Source organism: Enterobacter sp. ECC-219 (genome assembly GCF_043966805.1).
GTDB classification, from domain to species: Bacteria; Pseudomonadota; Gammaproteobacteria; order Enterobacterales; family Enterobacteriaceae; genus Enterobacter; species Enterobacter cloacae_N.
The window spans coordinates 4,072,603-4,096,173 of sequence record NZ_CP143680.1; the positions used below are offsets into that span (position 1 = coordinate 4,072,603).

At 56.0% G+C, this 23,571-nt stretch carries 21 protein-coding genes and 1 tRNA gene; 16 read left to right on the forward strand and 6 right to left on the reverse strand.

Annotated features, from left to right (window positions below; genetic code table 11):
* Positions 1-35: 35 nt before the first annotated feature.
* Positions 36-1,217, forward strand: coding sequence for a sugar efflux transporter SetB (gene setB / locus V1603_RS19335; RefSeq protein ID WP_320720905.1), 1,182 nt, complete (start codon positions 36-38; stop codon positions 1,215-1,217).
* Here the strand turns inward: setB and V1603_RS19340 are convergent.
* The gene (locus V1603_RS19340) at positions 1,214-1,468 is read right to left on the reverse strand and encodes a YkgJ family cysteine cluster protein (RefSeq protein ID WP_163330244.1); all 255 of its coding nucleotides are present in this window, start codon (positions 1,466-1,468) and stop codon (positions 1,214-1,216) included. The genes setB and V1603_RS19340 overlap by 4 nt on opposite strands.
* Positions 1,469-1,630: 162 nt before the next feature.
* Here V1603_RS19340 and yeiP point away from each other — a divergent pair, with 162 nt between their 5' ends.
* Complete coding sequence (gene yeiP, locus V1603_RS19345; protein WP_014884579.1) at positions 1,631-2,203, forward strand: elongation factor P-like protein YeiP; 573 nt, start codon at positions 1,631-1,633, stop codon at positions 2,201-2,203.
* A 116-nt stretch (positions 2,204-2,319) separates the two neighbouring features.
* Here the strand turns inward: yeiP and uxuA are convergent, their stop codons facing one another.
* Complete coding sequence (uxuA, locus tag V1603_RS19350; protein ID WP_163330245.1) at positions 2,320-3,510, reverse strand: mannonate dehydratase; 1,191 nt, start codon at positions 3,508-3,510, stop codon at positions 2,320-2,322.
* Positions 3,511-3,715: 205 nt separating this feature from the next.
* Between uxuA and V1603_RS19355 the strand changes: the two genes are divergently transcribed.
* The 9 genes from V1603_RS19355 (at position 3,716) to yejF (ending at position 15,308) form a co-directional block, all read left to right on the forward strand.
* Entirely contained in the window at positions 3,716-5,182 is a 1,467-nt protein-coding gene (locus V1603_RS19355) for a mannitol dehydrogenase family protein (RefSeq protein ID WP_395313110.1), read from the forward strand.
* A 123-nt stretch (positions 5,183-5,305) separates the two neighbouring features.
* A complete protein-coding gene (locus tag V1603_RS19360) occupies positions 5,306-6,292 on the forward strand; it encodes a GTP-binding protein (RefSeq protein WP_163330247.1) in 987 nt (328 codons plus the stop codon).
* A gap of 33 nt (positions 6,293-6,325) precedes the next feature.
* Complete coding sequence (locus V1603_RS19365; RefSeq protein WP_163330248.1) at positions 6,326-7,039, forward strand: phosphatase PAP2 family protein; 714 nt, start codon at positions 6,326-6,328, stop codon at positions 7,037-7,039.
* A 415-nt stretch (positions 7,040-7,454) separates the two neighbouring features.
* On the forward strand, positions 7,455-8,024 hold the full coding sequence (mepS, locus tag V1603_RS19370; RefSeq protein WP_116338663.1) for a bifunctional murein DD-endopeptidase/murein LD-carboxypeptidase: 570 nt from the start codon (positions 7,455-7,457) through the stop codon (positions 8,022-8,024).
* A gap of 127 nt (positions 8,025-8,151) precedes the next feature.
* The gene (locus V1603_RS19375) at positions 8,152-9,708 is read left to right on the forward strand and encodes a cyclic di-GMP phosphodiesterase (RefSeq protein ID WP_163330249.1); all 1,557 of its coding nucleotides are present in this window, start codon (positions 8,152-8,154) and stop codon (positions 9,706-9,708) included.
* A gap of 74 nt (positions 9,709-9,782) precedes the next feature.
* Positions 9,783-11,588, forward strand: coding sequence for an extracellular solute-binding protein (locus V1603_RS19380; RefSeq protein ID WP_116338659.1), 1,806 nt, complete (start codon positions 9,783-9,785; stop codon positions 11,586-11,588).
* A gap of 9 nt (positions 11,589-11,597) precedes the next feature.
* Positions 11,598-12,692, forward strand: a complete 1,095-nt coding sequence (locus V1603_RS19385; RefSeq protein ID WP_116338657.1) for a microcin C ABC transporter permease YejB — start codon at positions 11,598-11,600, stop codon at positions 12,690-12,692.
* Positions 12,692-13,717, forward strand: a complete 1,026-nt coding sequence (locus tag V1603_RS19390) for an ABC transporter permease (protein ID WP_116338655.1) — start codon at positions 12,692-12,694, stop codon at positions 13,715-13,717. The genes V1603_RS19385 and V1603_RS19390 overlap by 1 nt, the downstream gene beginning before the upstream one ends.
* Position 13,718: 1 nt before the next feature.
* Positions 13,719-15,308 (forward strand): microcin C ABC transporter ATP-binding protein YejF, encoded by a 1,590-nt coding sequence (yejF, locus tag V1603_RS19395; protein ID WP_395313111.1) that lies wholly within the window; start codon positions 13,719-13,721, stop codon positions 15,306-15,308.
* 3 nt (positions 15,309-15,311) lie between these two features.
* Here the strand turns inward: yejF and V1603_RS19400 are convergent, their stop codons facing one another.
* The 3 genes from V1603_RS19400 to rsuA form a co-directional block, all read right to left on the reverse strand.
* Positions 15,312-15,656 (reverse strand): YejG family protein, encoded by a 345-nt coding sequence (locus V1603_RS19400; protein ID WP_028013883.1) that lies wholly within the window; start codon positions 15,654-15,656, stop codon positions 15,312-15,314.
* A 278-nt stretch (positions 15,657-15,934) separates the two neighbouring features.
* Positions 15,935-17,131, reverse strand: coding sequence for a Bcr/CflA family multidrug efflux MFS transporter (locus V1603_RS19405; RefSeq protein WP_166711837.1), 1,197 nt, complete (start codon positions 17,129-17,131; stop codon positions 15,935-15,937).
* A 15-nt stretch (positions 17,132-17,146) separates the two neighbouring features.
* The gene (gene rsuA, locus V1603_RS19410) at positions 17,147-17,854 is read right to left on the reverse strand and encodes a 16S rRNA pseudouridine(516) synthase RsuA (protein ID WP_233002572.1); all 708 of its coding nucleotides are present in this window, start codon (positions 17,852-17,854) and stop codon (positions 17,147-17,149) included.
* 151 nt (positions 17,855-18,005) lie between these two features.
* Between rsuA and V1603_RS19415 the strand changes: the two genes are divergently transcribed.
* Both V1603_RS19415 and rplY read left to right on the forward strand, forming a co-directional pair.
* On the forward strand, positions 18,006-19,766 hold the full coding sequence (locus V1603_RS19415; RefSeq protein ID WP_233002571.1) for a DEAD/DEAH box helicase: 1,761 nt from the start codon (positions 18,006-18,008) through the stop codon (positions 19,764-19,766).
* Between the two features lie 124 nt (positions 19,767-19,890).
* On the forward strand, positions 19,891-20,175 hold the full coding sequence (gene rplY / locus V1603_RS19420; protein ID WP_061097582.1) for a 50S ribosomal protein L25: 285 nt from the start codon (positions 19,891-19,893) through the stop codon (positions 20,173-20,175).
* A gap of 51 nt (positions 20,176-20,226) precedes the next feature.
* Here the strand turns inward: rplY and yejK are convergent, their stop codons facing one another.
* Complete coding sequence (yejK, locus tag V1603_RS19425) at positions 20,227-21,234, reverse strand: nucleoid-associated protein YejK (protein WP_116338645.1); 1,008 nt, start codon at positions 21,232-21,234, stop codon at positions 20,227-20,229.
* A 134-nt stretch (positions 21,235-21,368) separates the two neighbouring features.
* Here yejK and V1603_RS19430 point away from each other — a divergent pair, with 134 nt between their 5' ends.
* The 3 genes from V1603_RS19430 (at position 21,369) to V1603_RS19440 (ending at position 23,524) form a co-directional block, all read left to right on the forward strand.
* Positions 21,369-21,596, forward strand: coding sequence for a YejL family protein (locus V1603_RS19430; RefSeq protein ID WP_163330254.1), 228 nt, complete (start codon positions 21,369-21,371; stop codon positions 21,594-21,596).
* Positions 21,597-21,615: 19 nt separating this feature from the next.
* Positions 21,616-23,376: an LPS biosynthesis-modulating metalloenzyme YejM gene (gene yejM, locus V1603_RS19435; RefSeq protein WP_395313112.1), complete on the forward strand. Its 1,761-nt coding sequence runs from the start codon at positions 21,616-21,618 to the stop codon at positions 23,374-23,376.
* A gap of 71 nt (positions 23,377-23,447) precedes the next feature.
* A tRNA-Pro gene (locus tag V1603_RS19440) sits at positions 23,448-23,524 on the forward strand.
* Positions 23,525-23,571: the final 47 nt, after the last annotated feature.

Consider the following 23,571-nt stretch of genomic DNA (forward strand, 5'->3'; position numbering starts at 1 on the left):
CTCCGCCCCTCTCTGCTACTCGCTAATTATAAAACATGGATAACACCCCTGCGGCCACCGCGCCGAAGCCCTTTGATTTGACATCAACGGCGTTCCTGATTGTTGCCTTCTTCACGGGCATCGCCGGTGCGTTGCAAACCCCGACGCTGAGCTTATTCCTGACTAACGAAGTTCACGCCCGTCCGGCGATGGTTGGCTTCTTTTTTACCGGAAGCGCCATCATTGGCATTCTCGTCAGCCAGTTTCTGGCCGGTCGTTCCGACCGCAAGGGCGATCGTAAAAGCCTGATCGTTTTCTGCTGTCTGCTGGGGGTGTTGGCCTGCGTCCTGTTTGCCTGGAACCGTAACTATTTCGTTCTGCTGTTCATCGGGGTTTTTCTGAGCAGCTTTGGCTCAACCGCCAACCCGCAGCTATTTGCCCTCGCCCGCGAGCATGCCGACCATACCGGGCGGGAAGCGGTAATGTTCAGCTCGATATTGCGCGCTCAGGTGTCGCTGGCATGGGTGATTGGCCCGCCGCTGGCCTACGCGCTGGCGATGGGGTTTGGCTTTACGGTGATGTACCTGAGCGCAGCGGTCGCGTTTGTGGCGTGCGGCGCGCTGGTGTGGTTCTTTCTGCCGTCAATGCGCAAAGAGCCCAAAGTGGCAACGGGCGTGCTGGAAGCACCGCGTCGTAACCGCCGCGATGCCCTGCTCCTGTTTGTTATCTGCACGCTGATGTGGGGCACCAACAGCCTTTATATCATCAACATGCCGCTGTTTATTATTGATGAGCTGCACCTGCCGGAGAAGCTGGCCGGCATTATGATGGGCACCGCCGCGGGCCTTGAGATCCCGACCATGCTTATTGCAGGCTATTATGCGAAGCGTTTCGGAAAGCGTTTTTTAATGCGCGTCGCGGCCGTCGCCGGGCTGCTGTTCTACGTTGGTATGCTGACGGTGCATACGCCGGGACTCCTGCTGGCCTTACAGCTGCTGAACGCCATTTATATCGGCATCCTGGCGGGGATTGGCATGCTCTACTTCCAGGATCTGATGCCGGGCCAGGCAGGTGCCGCCACCACCCTTTATACTAATACCACCCGCGTGGGCTGGATTATCGCGGGCTCAATGGCCGGAATCGTTGCCGAGATCTGGAACTATCACACGGTATTCTGGATTGCGCTGCTGATGTGTACGCTGACGATTGGCTGTCTGGTGAGGATCAAAGACGTTTAAGGCGCAGTGAGCGCCTCCAGTTCAAGCAGCCAGGTCATCGCCTGCGCGCGCGTGCTGCCGCACATTTCGGCCGATGGCTGAAGCCCGGAACAGACCTTCGGGCGCAAGGGCGAACCAAAGATCATACACAGGTTGGATTCAGAGAGCTGAACGCAGCGGGTATTGGCAGGCTTGCCCTCCGGCATTCCTGGGATGGGGCTTGAAATGGACGGAGCGGTACAGCACGCGCCGCAATCTGGACGACAATCCATACATGCTCTCTCGGTGACGAACGCCCGTACAGTCGGGCATCGGGCGCACAGTAACACCTTTTGCGTATTGATAGCAAAAGCCACGAATTCCGCTTGCCTGAAAGGCCGCGCGCGAGTAATTTGGCGCGATATTTTTTACCTCCCGTAGACAGGATTACTGCAATGCCAAGAGCGAACGAAATTAAGAAAGGTATGGTACTGAATTACAACGGCAAACTGCTGATTGTGAAAGACATCGACATTCAGGCACCGAGCGCCCGTGGTGCAGCGACGCTGTACAAAATGCGTTTCGCCGATGTGCGTACCGGCCTGAAGGTGGAAGAACGTTTTAAAGGTGACGATATTGTCGATACCGTGACCCTGACCCGTCGCTACGTTGATTTCTCCTACGTCGACGGTAACGAGTACGTGTTCATGGATAAAGAAGATTACACCCCGTATATCTTCACCAAAGATCAGATTGAAGAGGAACTGCTGTTTATCCCTGAAGGCGGGATGCCAGACATGCAGGTGCTGACCTGGGACGGCGTGCTGCTGGCGCTGGAACTGCCGCAGACCGTCGATCTGGAAATCGTTGAAACCGCACCGGGCATTAAAGGCGCGTCAGCAAGTGCCCGCAACAAACCAGCGACCCTGACCACCGGCCTGGTTGTGCAGGTACCGGAATACCTCTCCGCTGGCGAGAAGATCCGCATCCATATCGAAGAAAAACGCTATATGGGTCGTGCTGACTGATTATGGCATTTGTCGGGTGGCGGCTTCGCCTTACCCGACCTACAAAAATACAAAAACCGGCTCTCAGGCCGGTTTTTTGTAGGCCCGGTAAGCGCAGCGCCACCGGGCAACAGAGCTTACAGAAGCTCCGGATACTTCGTCATCTTCAGCGCCAGCTCAACCCCGCGCACTTCCGCCATCCCCTTCAGGCGGCCAATCGCCGAATAGCCCGGGTTGGTTTTCTTACGCAGATCGTCCAGCATTTGATGCCCGTGATCCGGGCGGAACGGAATAGGACGTACATCGCCTGCCTGCTTGCGACGTGCCTCTTCCGCCAGGATAGCGTCGACCACCGCCACCATATTCACGTCGCCGCCCAGGTGCGCCGCCTCGTGGAAGGTCTTTGGATTCTCCTCACGGCAGGTCGCACGCAGGTGCGTGAAGTGGATACGATCCCCGAAGGTTTCAATCATCCGCACCAGGTCGTTATCCGCGCGCACCCCGTAGGAGCCGGTACACATGGTAAAGCCGTTATAGATGCTGTTTACCGTCTCTTTCAGCCACTGCATATCTTCAATGGTAGAAACAATGCGCGGCAGGCCGAGAATAGGACGCGGCGGATCGTCCGGGTGCACCGCCAGACGTACGCCGGCCTCTTCCGCTACCGGCACGATAGCGCGCAGGAAATACGCCATGTTTTCACGCAGCTGCTGCTTATCAATATCGCCGTATTCCGCCAGACGCGCGCGGAACTGATCCAGCGTGTAGCCCTCTTCAGCCCCCGGCAGGCCCGCAATAATATTACGGGTCAGCTTTTCGATATCTGCGTCACTGGCAGCGTTAAACCACGCGAGCGCCTGCTGCTGCTCTTCAGCGGTGTAATCCGCGTCGGCACCGGGACGTTTCAGAATATGCAGCTCGAATGCCGCAAAGGCAATCTGGTCGAAACGCAGCGCTTTCGAGCCGTCCGGCATCTGATATTCAAGGTCGGTACGCGTCCAGTCCAGAATAGGCATGAAGTTATAGCAAACCGTATCAATGCCGCAGGCCGCCAGGTTGCGAATGCTCTGCTGATAGTTCGCAATCCAGGTCTGGTATTCACCGGAATGGGTTTTGATATCTTCGTGAACCGGAATGCTCTCTACCACAGACCAGGTTAATCCTTTCTCCGCCAGCAGCGCCTGACGCTGCTGAATTTCCTCAACCGGCCAGACCTGGCCGTTAGGAATGTGATGCAGCGCCGTAACGACACCCGTTGCGCCAGCCTGACGCACATCATCAAGAGAAACCGGATCGTTCGGCCCGTACCAACGCCAGGTTTGTTCCATTGCCTCTTCCTCTCAAGTTGTTATACCAATAGGGGGTACTGCAATGACGACTACCATACATGTTTACCGTAAAGGGTCAACATACCGCCACACATTGATTGATCAAACTCACAGAACGGGGATATTTACGGCTCACCAATTTTATTTGCTGTCATATAACTTTACACTGGCATTGTTAATTAATGGTTAATCAGGTGTGTATCTCATGAAGACAATTGCCTCCACCGCCCTTCCCGCCCAGGTTCAGCAACCGCGCTACGATCGTCAGCAACTGCGCTCCCGCATCGTCCATTTTGGCTTCGGTGCGTTTCACCGCGCGCACCAGGCATTGTTAACAAACCGGGTACTGAATGAAAAAGGCGGCGACTGGGGGATTTGTGAGATTAGCCTGTTCAGCGGCGATGTGCTGATGAGCCAGCTGCGCGCCCAGGATCACCTGTTTACCGTGCTCGAGAAAGGCGCGGAAGGAAATCAGCCGATTGTTGTCGGAGCCGTACATGAATGTTTGAACGCAAAGCTGGACTCTCTTCCCGCTATTATTGAGAAATTCTGTGAGCCGCAGGTGGCGATTGTGTCACTCACCATTACGGAGAAAGGCTACTGCATCGATCCCGCGACCGGTAAGCTGGATCTGCAAAACGCCCGGATCCTTCACGACCTCGAAAACCCCGCTGAACCGCATTCCGCACCGGGGATCCTGGTCGAAGCCCTCAATCGCCGCCGCGAGCGCGGCTTGCCTGCGTTTACCGTGCTTTCCTGTGACAATATCCCGGACAACGGCCACGTAGTGAAAAACGCGGTGCTCGGCATGGCGCAAAAGCGTTCTCCCGCGCTGGCGGAGTGGATCGAAGGCCACGTGAGTTTTCCGGGAACGATGGTCGACAGAATTGTTCCCGCCGCGACGGAGGCCTCGCTCAGGGAAATCGCCGACGCGCTCGGGGTTGACGATCCGTGCGCCATCAGCTGCGAACCGTTCATTCAGTGGGTAGTGGAAGATAATTTCGTCGCCGGACGTCCTGAGTGGGAAGCCGCAGGCGTTCAGATGGTGCAGGACGTTCTGCCATGGGAGCAGATGAAATTACGCATGCTCAACGGCAGCCACTCTTTCCTGGCGTATCTTGGGTATCTTGCCGGGTACGCGCATATTAATGAATGTATGGAAGACACCACCTTCCGCGAAGCCGCCCGCCGGTTAATGCTGGATGAGCAGGCACCCACGCTGCGCATAAAGGATGTCGACCTGAAGGCTTACGCCGACAGTCTGATTGAGCGTTTTGCTAACCCGGCGCTACAGCACCGTACATGGCAAATCGCGATGGACGGCAGCCAGAAGCTGCCGCAGCGGATGCTGGATGGGATCCGCGTCCACCTTGAGCGTAAAACAGCATGGCCGCTGCTGGCGCTGGGCGTCGCCGGCTGGATGCGCTACGTCAGCGGGTTCGACGAACGCGGCAACGCGATTGACGTTCGCGATCCCCTCAGCGATAAAATTCGCGCGATTGTCGACGCCAGCAGCGATACCGATCGCGTCCACGCGCTGCTGGGGCTAAGTGAGGTATTTGGTCACGATCTCGCGCAGAATAGCGTCTTTGTAGAGGCTGTCAGCCAGGCCTACCAGCGCATCGCCCGCCGTGGCGCACGTCAGGCTGTTATAGAAACGTTAAATCTTTAGCGATTATTGCGCTTAATGCGAACGGATATCGCCTCCGTTCGCCCTTCCCCTTCTCATTGCGCCCGTTTTTCGCCAGGATAAGAGCATAGTGTTATAGCATCACAATTCTCTTGCGGAGCGCACGTGACCAAAACCAACCTCATCACCGGTTTTCTCGGCAGCGGTAAAACCACCTCAATCCTTCATCTGCTGGCAAATAAAGATCCCGCAGAGAAATGGGCCGTGTTGGTCAATGAATTCGGCGAGGTGGGCATTGATGGCGCGTTGCTTTCATCCAGCGGCGCGATGATTAAAGAGATCCCCGGCGGATGCATGTGCTGCGTAAACGGCCTGCCGATGCAGGTGGGTCTCAATACGCTGCTGCGTCAGGGTAAACCGGACCGCCTGCTGATTGAACCCACCGGTCTGGGCCACCCGAAGCAGATCCTCGATTTACTGACCGCCCCGGTTTACGAGCCGTGGATCGATCTGCGCGCCACGCTTTGCCTGCTCGATCCGCGTCAGCTTCTGGATGAAAAAGCGGTGGCCAATGAAAATTTCCGCGATCAGCTTGCCTCAGCAGACGTTATCGTCGCCAACAAAGAAGATCGCGCCACGCCGGAAAGCCAGGCCGCGCTGGACGCGTGGTGGCAACATTTCGGCGGCAATCGAACGCGGGTGCAGACCACCCAGGGGAATATTGACAGCGCCCTGCTGGATCTTCCTCGCCTGAATCTGACGGAACTTCCGGCCAGCGCGGAGCATGCGCATCACCATCCTGCAAAACAGGGCCTGGCCGCGCTTAGCCTGCCGGAACATCAGCGCTGGCGTCGTAATCTGAACAGCGGTCAGGGGTATCAGGCCTGCGGATGGATTTTCGATGCCGATACCGTTTTCGATACCATTGGCATCCTTGAGTGGGCCAGGCTTGCGCCGGTCGACCGCGTGAAAGGGATTATGCGCACGCCAGACGGGCTGGTAAGGATCAACCGCCAGGGCGACGATTTCTTTATCGAAACGCAAAACGTCGCGCCGCCTGACAGCCGAATAGAGTTAATTAGTGCGGTTAACGCCGACTGGAATGCCCTGCAGTCCAGCCTGTTGAAGCTTCGTTTAAGTTCGGGCGGCTAACGTTGCCCTAGTTTTCACTCTATGCAGAACGTTATGACGACTCGAATTCCCCTGATATTACTGCTTAATGTCGCCGGTCTGGCGCTTTTCTTCTCCTGGTATATCCCGGTGAATCACGGTTTCTGGTTCCCGCTGGATTCATCCCTGTTTCATTTCTTCAACCAGGGGCTGGTGAAGAGCGACGCCTTCCTGTGGCTGGTGGCGATCACCAACAACCGCGCCTTTGACGGCTTTTCCCTGCTGGCCATGGGCTGCCTGATGCTCTCTTTCTGGCTCAAAGAGGATTATTCAGGGCGTCGCCGTATCCTGATTATCGGACTGGTGATGCTTCTGACCGCGGTGATCGTTAATCAGCTGGCGCAACATCTGATGCCGGTAAAACGTGCAAGTCCTTCGCTCTCTTTCCCGAATATTTATCGCGTGAGTGAATTGCTGCATATTCCAACAAAAGATGCGTCGAAAGACAGTTTCCCGGGCGATCACGGCATGATGCTGCTTATTTTCTCTGGGTTCATGCTGCGCTATTTCGGCAAGAAAGCGTTCGCTATTGCCCTGCTTATTGTGGTGATATTTGCCTTTCCGCGCGTAATGATCGGCGCTCACTGGCTAACTGATATTGTTGTGGGTTCCCTTTCCGCGGTGCTGATTGGTCTGCCGTGGGTTTTGATGACGCCGTTGAGCGATCGCCTGATTGCTGTTTTCGATCGCCACCTCCCGCGCAGAAAGCAACAAGTATTAAACAAATAATCAACATCTTTTAACGTTAACGCTCGGGGATCATAGCGATCCCTGATAGAGCGCTTCCCACGATCCTTCCTCGCTGTCATATTCTCGTCATCGTATTCATGATAAAAATGAAGCAATTGCGCGATTACGCTATGGATCTGCCGCTATTTTGAGCATTTACGGATTTTTACTTTCTGTATCACAATTTCTTATAAAAAAAAGGCTTTTTTTACTCGCAATACCCCAGGCAATCGGTTAATCTCGAACTCGTTTTGCCCCATAGGGATAATTATTTCCATGGTGAATAATTTTGTGCGCTGCGCCACAAATGTCGCCAGAAACAATTGTCTCATTGTGAACAGATAATTAGTCTCGTCACGTTTGGCATTTTTATAACGATATTTGTCGTTAAGGACTTCAAGGGAAAATAAACAAAATGGTCAAATCTCAACCGTTTCTGAGATATATCTTACGGGGGATCCCGGCGATAGCAGTCGCGGTACTGTTATCTGCATGTAGTACATCGAACACCGCAAAGAATATGCATCCTGAGACGCGTGTTGTGGGAATGGAAGACGCCTCATCACTGCAAGCCTCTCAGGATGAATTTGAAAATATGGTACGTAATCTGGACGTGAAGTCCCGCATTATGGACCAGTATGCTGACTGGAAAGGCGTGCGTTACCGTCTTGGCGGCAGCACCAAAAAAGGCATTGATTGTTCCAGTTTTGTACAGCGTACGTTCCGTGAACAATTTGGGTTAGACCTTCCGCGTTCGACCTATGAACAGCAGGAGATGGGCAAGTCGATTTCACGTTCCAAACTGCGCACCGGCGATTTAGTTCTGTTCCGTGCGGGTTCGACAGGTCGACACGTGGGTATCTACATTGGTAACGACCAGTTTGTACATGCCTCCACCAGCAGCGGTGTGACTATTTCCAGCATGAATGAACCGTACTGGAAGAAGCGCTACAACGAAGCGCGACGCGTACTGACCCGCAGTTAATATGATGATTGTATCGTTGGTTATCCCTTGGCTGGCGATACAATAAAAAAAAGCACTGCTTCGGCGGTGTTTTTTTTTGCCCGTTACAATGAATACTATCAGCGGCAATTCAGGAACCACGACGTTTATGCTCACCCGCTACTTTTCCAGTCATCGAAAGATACTGATCCTCAGTATCATTACCGGCCTGATTGCCGCCCTGCTCCTGGGTTCGTTGCAATTTCTCTGGAGCTACCACAAGCGGGAAATTCGATTCGATACGCTGATTAAGGATGTGAGCATCTACATGGATAGCTATTTTGACGAGCTAAAAGCCTCGATCGACGTGCTCCAGCCGCTCACGCTCAATAATTGCCATGACGTTAACGCGGAGCTAACCTCGCGCGCAGCCTTCAGCCTCAACGTGCGTGCCTTCCTGCTGGTCAGAGACAAAATGGCGTTCTGCTCGTCAGCCACAGGGCCAATGAATGCCCCGATGGAGGAGCTGATACCCGAGCTGCACATCAACAAGCAGGTTGATGTCGCGCTGCTCCCCGGCACCCCCATGCTGCCCAATAAACCCGCGATTGCCATCTGGTATCGTAACCCGCTCGTGAAAGACGGCGGCGTATTCACCTCAGTGAATCTTAACCTGACGCCGTACCTGCTTTATACCGCGCGTCAGGACGAGTTTGCGGGTATCGCGATTATCATCGGCGACAATGCGTTATCCACCAGATCGAGCACCCTCGTCAGGGCGCAGGATTTACACGAGACGCCCGCGCGCACCGCGACGCTCAAAGACGTTCCTCTGACCATCAACCTGTACGCCGAGGAGTGGACGAGCGATGAGATACTTTACGCCCTGTTCTTCGGGCTGGTATGCGGGATTGCGGCAGGGTCGCTGAACTTCTACATCCTTACCACGCGCCTCAACCCGGGCAAAGAAATTCTGAGCGCCATCAAGCGCGGCCAGTTCTATGTGGTTTATCAGCCCGTTGTCGATGCCAAATCGCTCAGGATGACCGGGCTTGAAGTCCTGATGCGCTGGAAGCACCCGACCATGGGTGAGATCCCGCCGGACGCTTTTATCAATTTTGCCGAAGCGCAGAAGCTGATTGTCCCGCTGACGCTGCATCTTTTTGACCTGATTATTCACGATGCGCCAGTGTTACAGACCGTGCTGCCGCCGGGTGCGAAAGTGGGCATTAATATCGCGCCGGGGCATCTGCATGCGGAAAGCTTCAAAGACGATATGCGCACCTTCAAAGCCCTGCTACCGCCTGATTACTTCCAGATCGTACTGGAAATTACCGAGCGCGACATGCTTAACCATCGGGAAGCTAACAGCCTCTTCGAATGGCTGCATAACGAAGGGTTTGAAATTGCCATCGACGATTTCGGCACCGGCCACAGCGCGTTGATTTATCTTGAACATTTCACCATGGACTACCTGAAAATCGACCGTGGTTTCGTCAACGCCATTGGCACAGAAACCGTGACCTCCCCGGTGCTGGATGCCGTACTGACGCTGGCAAGACGACTGAATATGTCGACCGTTGCGGAAGGGGTGGAAACGCCGGAACAGGCGGCCTGGCTGCGCGAGCATGGGGTTAATTACCTGCAGGGGTACTGGATTAGCCGCCCGATGCCGCTGGAGCAGTTCCGCACGTGGCAAAATACGCTGTCGCCTGACGGTGAATAATTTCACATTGCCGGTGGCGTCACTTATTATTCAGCTTTACTGAGCCGGTCTGTAAAAGAGGGAGCCGCCGCGAGATGTTTATGCGCTTTATGTTGCTTTGGTTGGCAGTAGTGAGCCTGTCCAGCCAGGCGCAAACCATCAAAGAGAACATCGCGTTCGCCGTGATTGGCGAGCCCAAATACGCGGTCAATTTTACGCACTTCGATTACGTCAATCCTGCCGCCCCTAAGGGTGGAAAGGTCACGCTCTCGGCGACGGGAACGTTCGACAACTTTAACCGCTTCGCCCTGCGCGGGGTGGCCGCGGCGCGAACGGAATCACTCTACGACACGCTTTTTGTGACGTCTGATGATGAGCCCGGCAGCTACTACCCGCTGATTGCCGATAACGTGCGCTACGCGGATAACTTCGCCTGGGCCGAAATTACCCTAAACCCCCGGGCCCGCTTTCACGACGGCACGCCGGTCAGGGCCAGCGACGTGGCCTTTACGTTTCATAAATTTATGACCGAAGGCGTTCCCCAGTTCCGCATTGTGTATAAAGGCACAACGGTGCGCGCCATTGCGCCGCTCACCGTACGCATTGAGCTGAGCGAACCGAACAAAGAGAATATGCTCAGCCTGTTCTCGCTGCCGGTTATGCCTGAATCGTTCTGGAAAAGCCATAAGTTAAGCGACCCGCTCTCCACGCCACCGCTGGCTGGCGGCCCTTACCGCATTACCGACTGGCGCATGGGACAGTACGTGGTCTATTCCCGCGTGAAAGACTACTGGGCGGCTAACCTGCCGGTAAACCGCGGGCGCTGGAATTTCGACACCCTTCGCTATGACTACTACCTCGACGATAACGTGGCGTTTGAAGCCTTCAAGGCCGGCGCATTCGATTTACGCGTGGAGAGCAGCGCCAAAAACTGGGCGACCCGCTATATCGGCAAAAACTTCACGAAAGGCTACATCGTGAAAGACGAGCATAAAAACGAATCCGCCCAGGACACGCGCTGGCTGGCATTTAATATTCAGCGCCCGGTATTTACAGACCGCCGCGTTCGGGAAGCGATTTCCCTGGCCTTTGATTTTGAATGGATGAACAAAGCGCTTTTTTACGGGGCGTACAGCCGTGCGAACAGCTATTTCCAGAACACCGAATATGCCGCGCGGGATTACCCGAAAGCCGACGAACTGGTCCTGCTGGCGCCGCTGAAAGCGGACGTGCCGCCGGAGGTGTTTACCACGGTGTTTCAGCCGCCCGCTTCAAAAGGGGACGGGTACGACCGCGACAATCTGCTGAAGGCCAGCAAGCTGCTGGATGAGGCAGGCTGGCAGCTGAAGAATCAGAAGCGCGTCGATGCGAAAACCGGCAAGCCTTTAAGCTTTGAACTGCTGCTCTCCTCCGGCGGCAACGATCAGTGGGTGCTGCCGTTTAAACACAACCTTGCGCGGCTGGGGATCACCATGAATATTCGTCAGGTTGATAACGCGCAGATCACCAACCGCATGCGCAGCCGTGATTACGACATGATGCAGCGCCTGTGGCCCGCGCAGCCGTGGCCCAGCTCGGACCTGCAAATCTCCTGGGCCTCCAGCTACATCGACTCGTCCTACAATGCCCCCGGGGTAAAAAGCCCGGCGATTGATGCCCTGATTGCGAAAATTGTGGCGGCGCAGGGCGATAAAGAAAAACTTCTGCCGCTCGGTCGCGCCCTCGACAGGGTCTTAACCTGGAACTACTACATGCTACCGATGTGGTATATGGGCGAAGACCGGCTTGCACGCTGGGACAAGTTCTCCGTGCCTGCCGTGCGCCCTGTCTATTCGCTGGGCTTTGACACCTGGTGGTATGACGTAAATAAAGCCGCCAGACTGCCCGCCGAGCGGCGATAAGGAATTATCATGGGTGCCTATTTAATACGCCGTCTTCTGCTGGTCATTCCCACGCTGTGGGCCATTATCACCATTAACTTTTTTATCGTGCAAATAGCTCCTGGCGGCCCGGTCGATCAGGCTATTGCCGCCATTGAGTTTGGCAATAGCGGCGGCATGCCCGGCGGCGGCGGAGAAGGCATGGGCGCGAGCCATGCGCGCACCGGCGTGGGGAATATCAGTGAAAGCCACTACCGCGGCGGGCGCGGGCTGGATCCTGAGGTGATCGCCGAGATCACCCATCGCTACGGCTTTGATAAGCCAATTCACGAGCGCTATTTCAAGATGCTCTGGGATTATATCCGCTTTGATTTTGGCGATAGCCTGTTCCGCAGTGCGTCCGTGTTAACGTTGATCAAGCAAAGCCTGCCGGTTTCGGTCACGCTGGGGCTGTGGGGGACGCTGATTATCTATCTGGTCTCTATACCGCTTGGGATCCGTAAAGCGGTGCATAACGGCAGCCGCTTCGATATCTGGAGCAGCACTTTTATCATCATCGGCTATGCTATTCCGGCGTTTTTGTTTGCCGTCCTGCTGATCGTCTTTTTTGCCGGGGGCAGCTACTTCGACATCTTCCCGCTGCGGGGGCTGGTCTCCGCCGATTTCAGCACGCTGCCGTGGTACCAGAAAATCACCGACTATCTCTGGCATATCACGCTGCCGGTTCTGGCAACGGTGATCGGCGGGTTTGCCGCCCTGACCATGTTGACCAAAAACGCGTTTCTCGATGAAATTCGCAAGCAGTATGTCGTGACCGCCCGCGCCAAAGGGGTCAGCGAGAAGCAAATTATGTGGAAACACGTCTTCCGCAACGCCATGCTGCTGGTGATTGCCGGGTTTCCGGCCACGTTCATCAGCATGTTTTTTACCGGCTCGCTGCTGATTGAGGTGATGTTCTCGCTTAACGGTCTCGGCCTGCTGGGCTACGAAGCCACCGTGTCGCGCGATTATCCGGTAATGTTTGGCACGCTCTATATTTTCACCCTGATTGGCCTGCTGCTGAATATCGTCAGTGATATCAGCTATACGCTGGTCGATCCCCGAATTGATTTTGAGGGCCGCTGATGCCGCGTTTAAGCCCCGTTAACCAGGCCCGCTGGGCCCGTTTTCGCCATAACCGCCGCGGCTACTGGTCGCTGTGGATTTTTGCCGTCCTGTTTGTCCTGAGCATGTGTTCGGAGCTGATCGCCAACGACAAACCGTTGCTGGTGCACTTTAACGACCGCTGGTATGTGCCGGTACTGGCTAACTACAGTGAAAGCGACTTCGGCGGCCCGTTTGCGACGCCGGCGGAGTATCAGGATCCGTGGCTGCGCCAGCAGATCGAACAGCACGGCTGGGCCCTTTGGGCGCCGGTGCGCTTTGGTGCCAACAGCATTAACTTCGCGACCACGACCCCCTTCCCTTCTCCGCCCTCTGCGCAAAACTGGCTGGGGACGGACGCTAACGGCGGCGACGTGCTGGCGCGCATTCTCTACGGTACGCGGATTTCTATTCTCTTTGGGCTGATGCTGACGATCTTCTCCAGCGTAATGGGCGTGGTGGCCGGCGCCGTTCAGGGCTACTACGGCGGGAAAATTGACCTGTGGGGTCAGCGTATCATCGAAGTCTGGTCTGGTATGCCAACGCTGTTTCTGATTATCCTGCTTTCCAGCGTGGTGCAGCCGAGCTTCTGGTGGCTGCTGGGCATCACCGTTCTGTTTGGCTGGATGGCGCTGGTAGGCGTGGTGCGGGCAGAGTTTCTGCGCACCCGTAATTTCGACTATATCCGCGCCGCGCAGGCGCTTGGAGTGAGCGACCGGGGAATCATCTTCCGCCATATGCTGCCTAACGCCGTTGTAGCAACGCTCACCTTCCTGCCGTTTATTCTGTGCAGCTCCATCACCACCCTCACCTCGCTGGACTTTCTGGGCTTCGGCCTGCCGCTGGGGTCGCCGTCGCTCGGCGAACTGCTGTTGCAGGGCAAGAACAACCTGCAGGCTCCGTGGCTGGGCATCACCGCCTTTCTTTCCGTGGCCGTGCTGCTTTCGCTGCTGATTTTTATCGGCGAAGCCGTACGCGATGCCTTCGATCCCAACAAGGCGGTATAAGATGACGCAGCCTCTTCTCAGTATTGATAACCTGTCGATTGCCTTCTCAAAGCAGGGCGAGACGCGGACCGTAGTCACTGACCTGTCGCTGCAGATCCAGCGCGGTGAAACGCTGGCGCTGGTGGGTGAATCCGGCTCAGGCAAGAGCGTTTCGGCGCTCTCCATCCTGCGTCTGCTGCCTTCTCCGCCGGTGAGCTACCCGCAAGGGGATATTCTGTTTCACGGCACTTCGCTGCTGCACGCGGATGAGCAAACCCTGCGCGGGATCCGCGGCAATAAAATCGCCATGATCTTCCAGGAGCCGATGGTCTCTCTCAACCCGCTGCATACCCTGGAAAAACAGCTCTATGAAGTGCTCTCTCTGCACCGGGGCATGCGCAAAGAGGCCGCGCGGGGCGAAATGCTGGATTGTCTGGAACGGACAGGCATACGCAACGCGGCCAAACGGCTGAATGATTTTCCGCACCAGCTCTCCGGCGGCGAACGCCAGCGGGTGATGATCGCCATGGCCCTGCTCACCCGGCCAGAGCTGCTGATTGCCGACGAGCCGACGACGGCGCTGGACGTAACGGTGCAGGCGCAAATTCTGACGCTGCTGCGGGAGCTGCGTGACGAGCTGAACATGAGCCTGCTGTTTATCACGCACAACCTGAGCATCGTGAAAAAGCTGGCCGACAGCGTTGCGGTAATGCAAAACGGACGCTGCGTTGAACAGAATATCGCATCCACGCTGCTGAACGCCCCGCAGCACCCCTATACGCAGCGCCTGCTCGACAGCGAGCCTTCCGGCGACCCGGTGCCACTCGCGGCAGACAGCACACCGCTGCTGCGCGTTGATGATTTATCCGTCTCGTTCCCGATCCGCAAAGGCATTCTGCGGCGCATCGTCGACCAGAATCCGGTCCTGAAAAATATCCGCTTCTCGCTGCGTCCGGGTGAATCCCTGGGGCTGGTAGGCGAATCCGGTTCGGGTAAAAGCACTACTGGTCTGGCGCTGCTGCGCTTAATTGCCTCAGAGGGCGAGATCCTGTTTGACGATATGCCGCTGCACCGCTGGAACCGCCGCCAGATGCTGCCCGTGCGGCCCCGCATGCAGGTGGTGTTTCAGGATCCCAACTCCTCGCTTAACCCACGCCTCAGCGTATTGCAGATTATCGAAGAGGGCCTGCGCGTTCATCAGCCTGAGCTGAGCGCGCAGCAGCGGGAACAGGAGGTGATGCGGGTCATGGCTGAAGTGGGCTTAGATCCCGAGACCCGCCACCGCTACCCTGCGGAATTTTCCGGCGGACAGCGCCAGCGCATCGCCATTGCCCGCGCGCTGATCCTGAAACCGGAGCTGATTATTCTGGATGAACCGACCTCGTCCCTGGACAGAACCGTACAGGCGCAGATCCTTGCGTTGTTGAAAGGGCTACAGGAAAAGCACCGGCTGGCCTACATTTTTATCAGCCACGATCTGCAGGTGGTTCGGGCGCTGTGCCATCAGGTGATTGTGCTACGACAGGGTGAGGTGGTCGAACAGGGGGATTGCCAGCGCGTATTTACTGCGCCAACGCAGAGCTACACGCGCCAGCTGCTCGCGGCAGACTAGCGCTTAAAACGGATACTGGCCGGAGAAAGGCTCAGCAATTGCAACGCCAAAGTTTTTCAGACGGCAGGTCGCGGCGAATTCGTCCTGGCTTTTCACAAACAGGCACGGCTCCCCTTCGCACTCCAGTACGGAGCTGTCCACTTCGATATCCGTCAGGGCCTGGCTGAGACGCTCCATCACCCGCCACGCATTTTCATCGCTCGGGCTCAGCAGCTTGAGCGCAACCAGGCAATTCTCACAGCCCGCGACGCTTTGCGGAATCGGTTCAACTTTCGAACCTGCAAAACCCGCCGACCAGCGGTAGCTCTGGGGCAAGCGATGGACAATGGAGAGTTGTAATGTATTCACGTTCGTTCCCCGGAAGCAAAATTTACTTCACAATTTATTTACATTTATAGTAACACATCATCGCCAACCTGCACTATTCAGCGCTTTTTTATCGGTATCGAGGCTCGCGTCGGCGCTATATGTACCCGTTTCTGCGATCTAACTCAACCTTTTTGAATACAATGATGTGACTTTTTACATAAATAGATTTTACATAAAATAAACAAACACGGGATAAACGAACGCGGGTTTGGTTGATGTGTATCAACAAAAAAGGCCCTTCCGGGCCTTCTCTGTGGTTAGCGAGCCGCTTTTCGCGGCCGACTGGCGTAAAGACAGAAGAGGACGGAGCTGGTTGCGCAAAATGCCATCGCCCACAGCATCGGCCATGCCGTCGTAAAGGTGGCCATTGAAAGCAACGCGCCAACGATAGCGCCGATGCCGAAGCGGAACGTCCCCGCCAGTGACGATGCGGTCCCCGCCATGTGCGGGAACTCATCGAGGATCACCGCCATCGCATTGGACGAGATCATCGACACGCAGCCGACAAACGCCGCCACGCCGATCACCAGCGCCCAGAACCCCACGCCCAGGAACGCGCTCACCACCAGCCAGACCGCCATCACAAACTGAATCCACAGCCCGGCGCGGAACATGTTCAGCGCACCCACCCGCCGGACAAAGCGGCTGTTAATGATGGTCAGGACAAACAGGAAGACGATATTGAGCGCAAAATAATAGCCAAAGTGCTGTGGCGAAACGTGGTTCAGTTCGATATAGACAAACGGCCCGGCGCTCAGGAAGGAGAACATTCCGGCAAAGCTGAACCCACTCGCCAGCATGTAGCTCAGCACCCGCTTGTGGCGAAACAGCGAGGCAAAGTTACCTATCGTGGTTCGAATATGAAATTTCTGGCGGCGCTCGACGGGCAGCGTTTCATCAATAAAGAAGAAAATCATCGCCGAAGCCAGCAGTGCGGCCAGGGCCAGGATCCAGAAAATCGCATGCCAGCTAAACCACACCAGCACCGCACCACCGGCCATCGGGGCCACCAGCGGCGCAATCGTCGTCACCAGCATGACAAACGACATCATGCGGGAGAACTCTTCCTTCGGGTAGATATCGCGCATCAGGGCGTTGATCACCACGCTCGCAGCGGCAGCGGCCAGCCCGTGCAGGAAGCGCATGGCGATCAGCTGATCGATACTCTGCGCCAGCGCACAGGCGACCGCAGCGGCCGCAAAGACCAGCGTCCCGCCCAGAATCACCGGTTTGCGCCCAAGGCTGTCGGCCATTGGGCCGTATAAAAGCTGTCCGAGAGCGAAACCGAGAATATAGGTGCTGAGCGTCATCTGAGCGCTGCCTGCAGGTACGCCAAACTGCGCGGAAATCACCGGCAGCGCAGGCAGATACATGTCGATAGACAGCGGCATCAACATCGCCAGCAGGCCAAGAATGAAGACAATTTTGAACGACGAATGTGGCCTGGTGGTCACAGAGTTCTCCTGAAATTAATGCGAAGGCAGACCGACGCTGGCAATCTCTTCTTCCGTTAACGGACGGTATTCGCCTGGCGCAAGGTCGGGATCGAGCGCGATCGCACCAATCCGTTCGCGATGCAGGCCCACAACGTGGTTCCCCACCGCGGCAAACATACGTTTAACCTGATGGTAACGCCCTTCGCTGATGGTCAGACGGACCTCTGTCGGGGTGATGACTTCAAGCACCGCCGGTTTAGTTAGATCTTTTTCATTATGCAGCTGCACGCCTTTCGCGAATTGCTCTGCCGTGTCATCAGCAACCGGCGACTCCAGCGTGACCAGATAGGTTTTCTCACAGTGGTGACGCGGGGAAGTAATGCGATGCGACCACTGCCCGTCGTCGGTCATCAGCACCAGACCGGTGGTGTCGATATCGAGGCGACCCGCAGCGTGCAGCTTGTGCGCCACCGGTTCGTCGAGGAAATAGAGCACCGTCGGATGATCCGGATCGTCCGTTGAGCAGACGTAGCCTTCCGGCTTGTTGAGCATGAAATAGCGCGGACCGTGCTGCTGGGTCAGCGGATTGCCGTCGTACTCCACCTGATGGTCAGGTTGCAGTTTGAACGCGCTGTCTCTCACAATGTCGCCATCCACGGTAACGCGGCTGGCGCGTATCTCGCGCCCGGCAATAGCGCGGCTTACGCCAAGTTGCTGAGCGATAAACTTATCAAGTCGCATGAAATCTTTTTAGCCTTAATGGTGCTGGAAGTCGGACCGTGCGTCCGAAAAAGAAGCAGTCTGGAACGGTTCAGTATAATGGTCTGGTTGCGCCACTCAAGGGAAAAAGTTTCGTGGCATACTATATGCGGATTAACGAAACCGAGACCCCATGACTTTTACACTTCGTCCCTATCAGCAGGAAGCCGTTGACGCGACCCTCGCCTGGTTCCGTAAACACCGGGAACCGGCGGCCATTGTCCTCCCGACAGGTGCAGGCAAGAGCCTGGTCATTGCCGAGCTGGCCCGCCTGGCGCGCGGTCGCGTGCTGGTGCTGGCGCACGTCAAAGAGCTGGTTTCGCAAAACCATGCTAAGTATTGTGCGCTGGGGCTGGAAGCCGATATTTTCGCAGCCGGTCTAAAGCGCAAAGAGAGCCACGGCAAAGTGGTTTTTGGCAGCGTACAATCCGTGGCCCGCAACCTGGATCTGTTCCGCAGCGAGTTTTCGCTGCTGATTGTCGACGAGTGTCACCGCATCAGCGATGACGACGACAGCCAGTATCAGCAAATCCTCACTCACCTGAAAGAGGTGAACCCTCACTTACGCCTGCTCGGCCTGACGGCAACCCCGTTTCGCCTGGGCAAAGGCTGGATCTATCGCTTTCATTATCACGGCATGGTGCGCGGCGACGAGAAAGCGCTGTTCAGCGACTGTATCTATGAACTTCCGCTGCGCTACATGATTAAGCACGGCTACCTGACGCCGCCCGAGCGGCTGGATATGCCGGTGGTGCAGTATGATTTCAGCCGGTTACAGGCGCAGAGCAACGGCTTGTTCAGCGAAGCTGACCTCAATCAGGAGCTGAAAAAGCAGAAGCGCATAACTCCGCATATCATTAGCCAGATCGAAGAATTTGCGCAGACGCGCAAAGGGGTAATGATTTTCGCCGCCACCGTTGAGCACGCTCGCGAAATTACCGGATTGCTGCCCGCAAACGACGCGGCGCTGATCACCGGCGAAACGCCCGGTCCGGAGCGCGACAGGCTGATTGAAGCCTTCAAAGCACAGCAGTTCCGCTATCTGGTCAACGTCTCTGTCTTGACTACCGGTTTCGATGCACCGCACGTCGATCTAATCGCCATTCTGCGCCCAACCGAATCCGTCAGCCTGTATCAGCAGATTGTCGGCCGCGGCCTGCGACTGGCGCCGGGCAAAACCGACTGTCTGATCCTCGATTACGCGGGTAACCCGCACGATCTCTACTCCCCCGAAGTGGGCACGCCGAAAGGCAAAAGCGACAACGTGCCGGTGCAGGTGTTTTGCCCGGCCTGCGGCTTTGCCAACACATTCTGGGGAAAAACCACCGCCGACGGCACGTTGATTGAACACTTTGGCCGCCGCTGTCAGGGCTGGTTTGAAGATGATGAGGGACATCGCGAGCAGTGCGATTTCCGCTTCCGCTTCAAAAACTGCCCGCAGTGCAACGCCGAAAATGACATCGCCGCCCGCCGCTGCCGCGAGTGCGACACGGTGCTGGTCGACCCGGACGACATGCTGAAAGCGGCGCTGAAGCTGAAAGATGCGCTGGTGCTGCGCTGCTCCGGCATGGCGCTGCAGCCCGGCGCGGATGAAAAAGGCGAATGGCTGAAAATCACCTATTACGACGAGGATGGCGCTGACGTCAGCGAACGGTTCAGGGTTCAGACGCCTGCCCAGCGCACGGCATTTGAGCAGCTGTTTATCCGCCCGCATACCCGTACGCCTGGCGTACCGCTGCGCTGGATAACCGTAGCGGATATCGTTCATCAGCAGGTGCTGCTGCGCCACCCCGACTTCGTAGTCGCCCGCAAGAAAGGCCAGTTCTGGCAGGTTCGCGAGAAGGTCTTTGACTATGAAGGCCGCTATCGTCGGGCAAATGAATTGCGCGGTTAGCGGACTTTTCATTGATGTGAGCGGCATTTGAGTATAAAATGCCGCCCGCTTCACATCCGTGGAGCAGAACACTCACCTGCTGCTGGGTCGCCTGTAGTAGGGTTTTAAATACAGAGAGAAATCAATGTTCACTATCGAAGCAGAAGTACGTAACGTGCAGGGTAAGGGTGCGAGCCGCCGCCTGCGTACCGCTAACAAGTTCCCGGCTATCGTTTACGGTGGCGAAGCTGCTCCAGTTGCTATCGAACTGGATCACGACAAAGTATGGAACATGCAGAACAAAGCTGAGTTCTACAGCGAAGTTCTGACCATCGTTGTTGGCGGTAAAGAAGAAAAAGTGAAAGTTCAGGCTGTTCAGCGTCACGCGTTCAAGCCAAAACTGACTCACATCGACTTCGTTCGCGCGTAATCGCAAACCAGTCGAAAAAAACCCCGCAGCTGCGGGGTTTTTTTATGCCTGTTATTTACCGCCAGAGGTGCGGCGCTGAAGCTGATCGCGCAGGTTCGGCGGCGTGCCTTTGATGGTCAGGGTGTCGGTGGCCGGATCCCAGAAAATGCGTTCACCTAACAGCATGGCGTCAAAGTTGAGGGTTAACCCACCGCCGCTGCCGGCAAATTTGGTTAACTGGCGCAGCGTGCTGCGATCCGCCGGGAAGCTCTCCTCAAGCTCATAGCCTTTCTCAGCGGTGAATTCCTGGAAGCTCACTTCGCTGACGCCAGCCAGCTCTTTTGACAGGGACTCCAGCTCAATCTCTTCCCCCGCCTGCAGCTGCTCGTTACAGTAGCTGTAAACCTGCTGACGTACGGTCTGGCGTTCAGATTTATCGAGCTGCGCTTCAGCCGTGAAGTCATCAACAGCCTGCAGCAGCCCTTTGTTCTGCGCTTTGGCGTTCAGGCCTTCACTGGCACCGAGGAAGTCCATAAAGAAATCCGCCACTTTACGGCCCACGCGCCCCTTCAGGAAGGTCAGGTAGCGGGTCGACTCCGGGTTGGTTTCCCACTCGGTCAAATCAATACGCGCCACAATATCCGCGTGGTTGATATCCAGATAGTGCGTTGAGCTGATGTCCAGTTGCTCGTTCACGCGCATGCTGCTTAAGTTATTCAGCACGCTGACCAACAGATACTCGACCGCCAGATAACGATAGTGGCAGAACAGGACGATGCCGCCGTCGGCGAACGGATATTTCGCCAGCTCGTCGCGCAGACGCCCGGTTGCGGCGCGGCTAAACGCCAGGAAATCCTCTTCGCCCTGACGCTGCAGGCGCAGGCTATCGGCCAGCTCACTCTCTTCGCTGAACAGACCATAGGCTTTATTTTTGGCGCTGTAGACGCGATGCAGCTCTGCCATCATTTCCACAACGGTTGCCGTGGGTTCCAGTAACGAATCGCGTAGCACCACTTCAAGGGTTTGCTCATCACGCTTGATAAGCTGGTGCAAGGCAATCTGGTTGATTTCCAGACTCATGATAAACTCTCCTTTTAGACCGGGCGGTATTCAACCACCACCAGGACATGTGTGCAACAACAGATAAAAAAGGGGAAAAAAAGCTGTTGCTACGGTAATATGTTGCCCTTTCATCAACAAACTGATTTTGATTTATGCCACAACATTCCCGCTACAGTGATGAACACGTTGAACAACTGCTCAGTGAGCTGGTCAACGTACTGGAAAAACATAAAACGCCGACCGATCTCTCCCTGATGGTTTTGGGAAATATGGTCACCAACCTTATCAACACCAGCGTTGCTCCGGCTCAGCGTCAGGCGATCGCCAACTCTTTCGCCCAGGCATTACAGTCATCCGTCAGCAACGACCAGGCCCATTAAGGGAAACGAACAACAGTTTATGGTGACGAATCGTCAGCGCTACCGTGAAAAAGTCTCCCAGATGGTCAGCTGGGGACACTGGTTTGCCCTGTTCAACATTCTGCTAGCGACGGTAATTGGCTGTCGTTATCTGTTTGTCGCAGACTGGCCTACAACGCTAACCGGGCGTGTCTACTCCTGGATAAGCGTTGTCGGCCACTTTAGCTTTTTGGTATTCGCCACCTATCTGCTGATCCTGTTTCCTCTGACGTTTATCGTCATGTCGCAGCGCCTGATGCGGTTCTTGTCCGCCATCCTTGCGACGGTGGGGATGACGCTGCTGCTTATCGACAGTGAAGTGTTCACCCGCTTCCACCTGCATCTCAACCCTATTGTCTGGGAACTGGTGATAAACCCGGACCAGAACGAAACGGCCCGCGACTGGCAGCTGATGTTCATCAGCGTCCCGGTGATCCTGTTGATTGAGATGCTGTTTGCCACCTGGAGCTGGCAAAAGCTCCGCAGCCTGACCCGACGCCGCCATTACGCGAAGCCTGTGGCCGCGCTCTTTTTCGTCTCATTTATCAGTTCGCACATCATGTATATCTGGGCGGATGCGAACTTCTATCGCCCTATTACCATGCAGCGCGCTAACCTGCCGCTCTCTTATCCAATGACGGCCCGTCGTTTCCTTGAGAAGCACGGCCTGCTCGATGCCCAGGAGTATCAGCGCCGTCTGGTCGAACAGGGTAATCCGGAAGCGGTTAGCGTGCAGTATCCGCTGAGCGATCTGCGCTATCGCGATATGGGTCGCGGGCAAAACGTCCTGCTGATCACCGTTGATGGCCTGAACTATTCCCGTTACGAGAAGCAGATGCCTGCGCTGGCCTATTTCGCGAGTCAAAACGTGTCGTTTACCCAGCATATGAGCTCCGGTAACTCAACCGATGCGGGTATCTTTGGCCTGTTCTATGGCATTTCTGCCGGATATATGGACGGCGTGCTGTCTGCGCGCATTCCTGCGGCGCTGATCACCGGGCTTAATCAGCAGGGCTATCAGTTAGGGCTGTTCTCATCGGACGGCTTCAACAGTTCACTGTACCGCCAGGCGCTGCTCTCTGATTTCTCCCTGCCTGCCGCGCAGAGCCAGTCTGATGCCCAGACCGCAAACCAGTGGATAAACTGGCTGCAGCGCTACGCGCAGGAAGATAACCGCTGGTTCTCGTGGGTGGCCTTTAACGGCACAACGCTTAACGACAGCAACCAGGCAGGCTTTGCGCGCCGCTACGGCCGTGCGGCCGGCGATGTTGACGCACAGATTGGCCGCGTGCTTGACGCGCTACGTGAATCAGGCAAGCTTGATAACACCGTCGTGATCGTGACCGCGGGGCATGGGGTACCGTTAGGCGACGAGACGAAGAGCATGAGCTGGTCACGTCCGAACCTGCACGTTCCGCTGGTGATCCACTGGCCGGGAACGCCGGCGCAGCGCATCAATATGCTCACAGAACATAAAGATGTCATGACGACCCTGATGCAGCGCCTGCTGCACGTCAGCACGCCAGCAAACGAGTATTCTCAAGGGCAGGATCTCTTCAGCGCGGTACGACGTCATAACTGGGTGACGGCAGCAGACGGTAACACGCTGGTGGTGACCACGCCAAAGCTGACGCTGGTGCTGAACAGCAACGGGAACTATCAGACCTATAATCTGCAGGGTGAACGGCTGAAGGACCAGAAGCCGCAGCTGAGTCTGCTGCTGCAGGTTCTGACGGATGAGAAGCGTTTTATCGCTAACTGATTAATTATAAACCAGTTAGCGACAGATTCCCTTGCATTCGAAACGGAATCGAGTAGTATCTTTTTATGCGTCGGCACGTAGCGCAGCCTGGTAGCGCACCGTCATGGGGTGTCGGGGGTCGGAGGTTCAAATCCTCTCGTGCCGACCAAAAACACATTGAAAACCAGCCTCTTATGGCTGGTTTTTTGTTTAAGA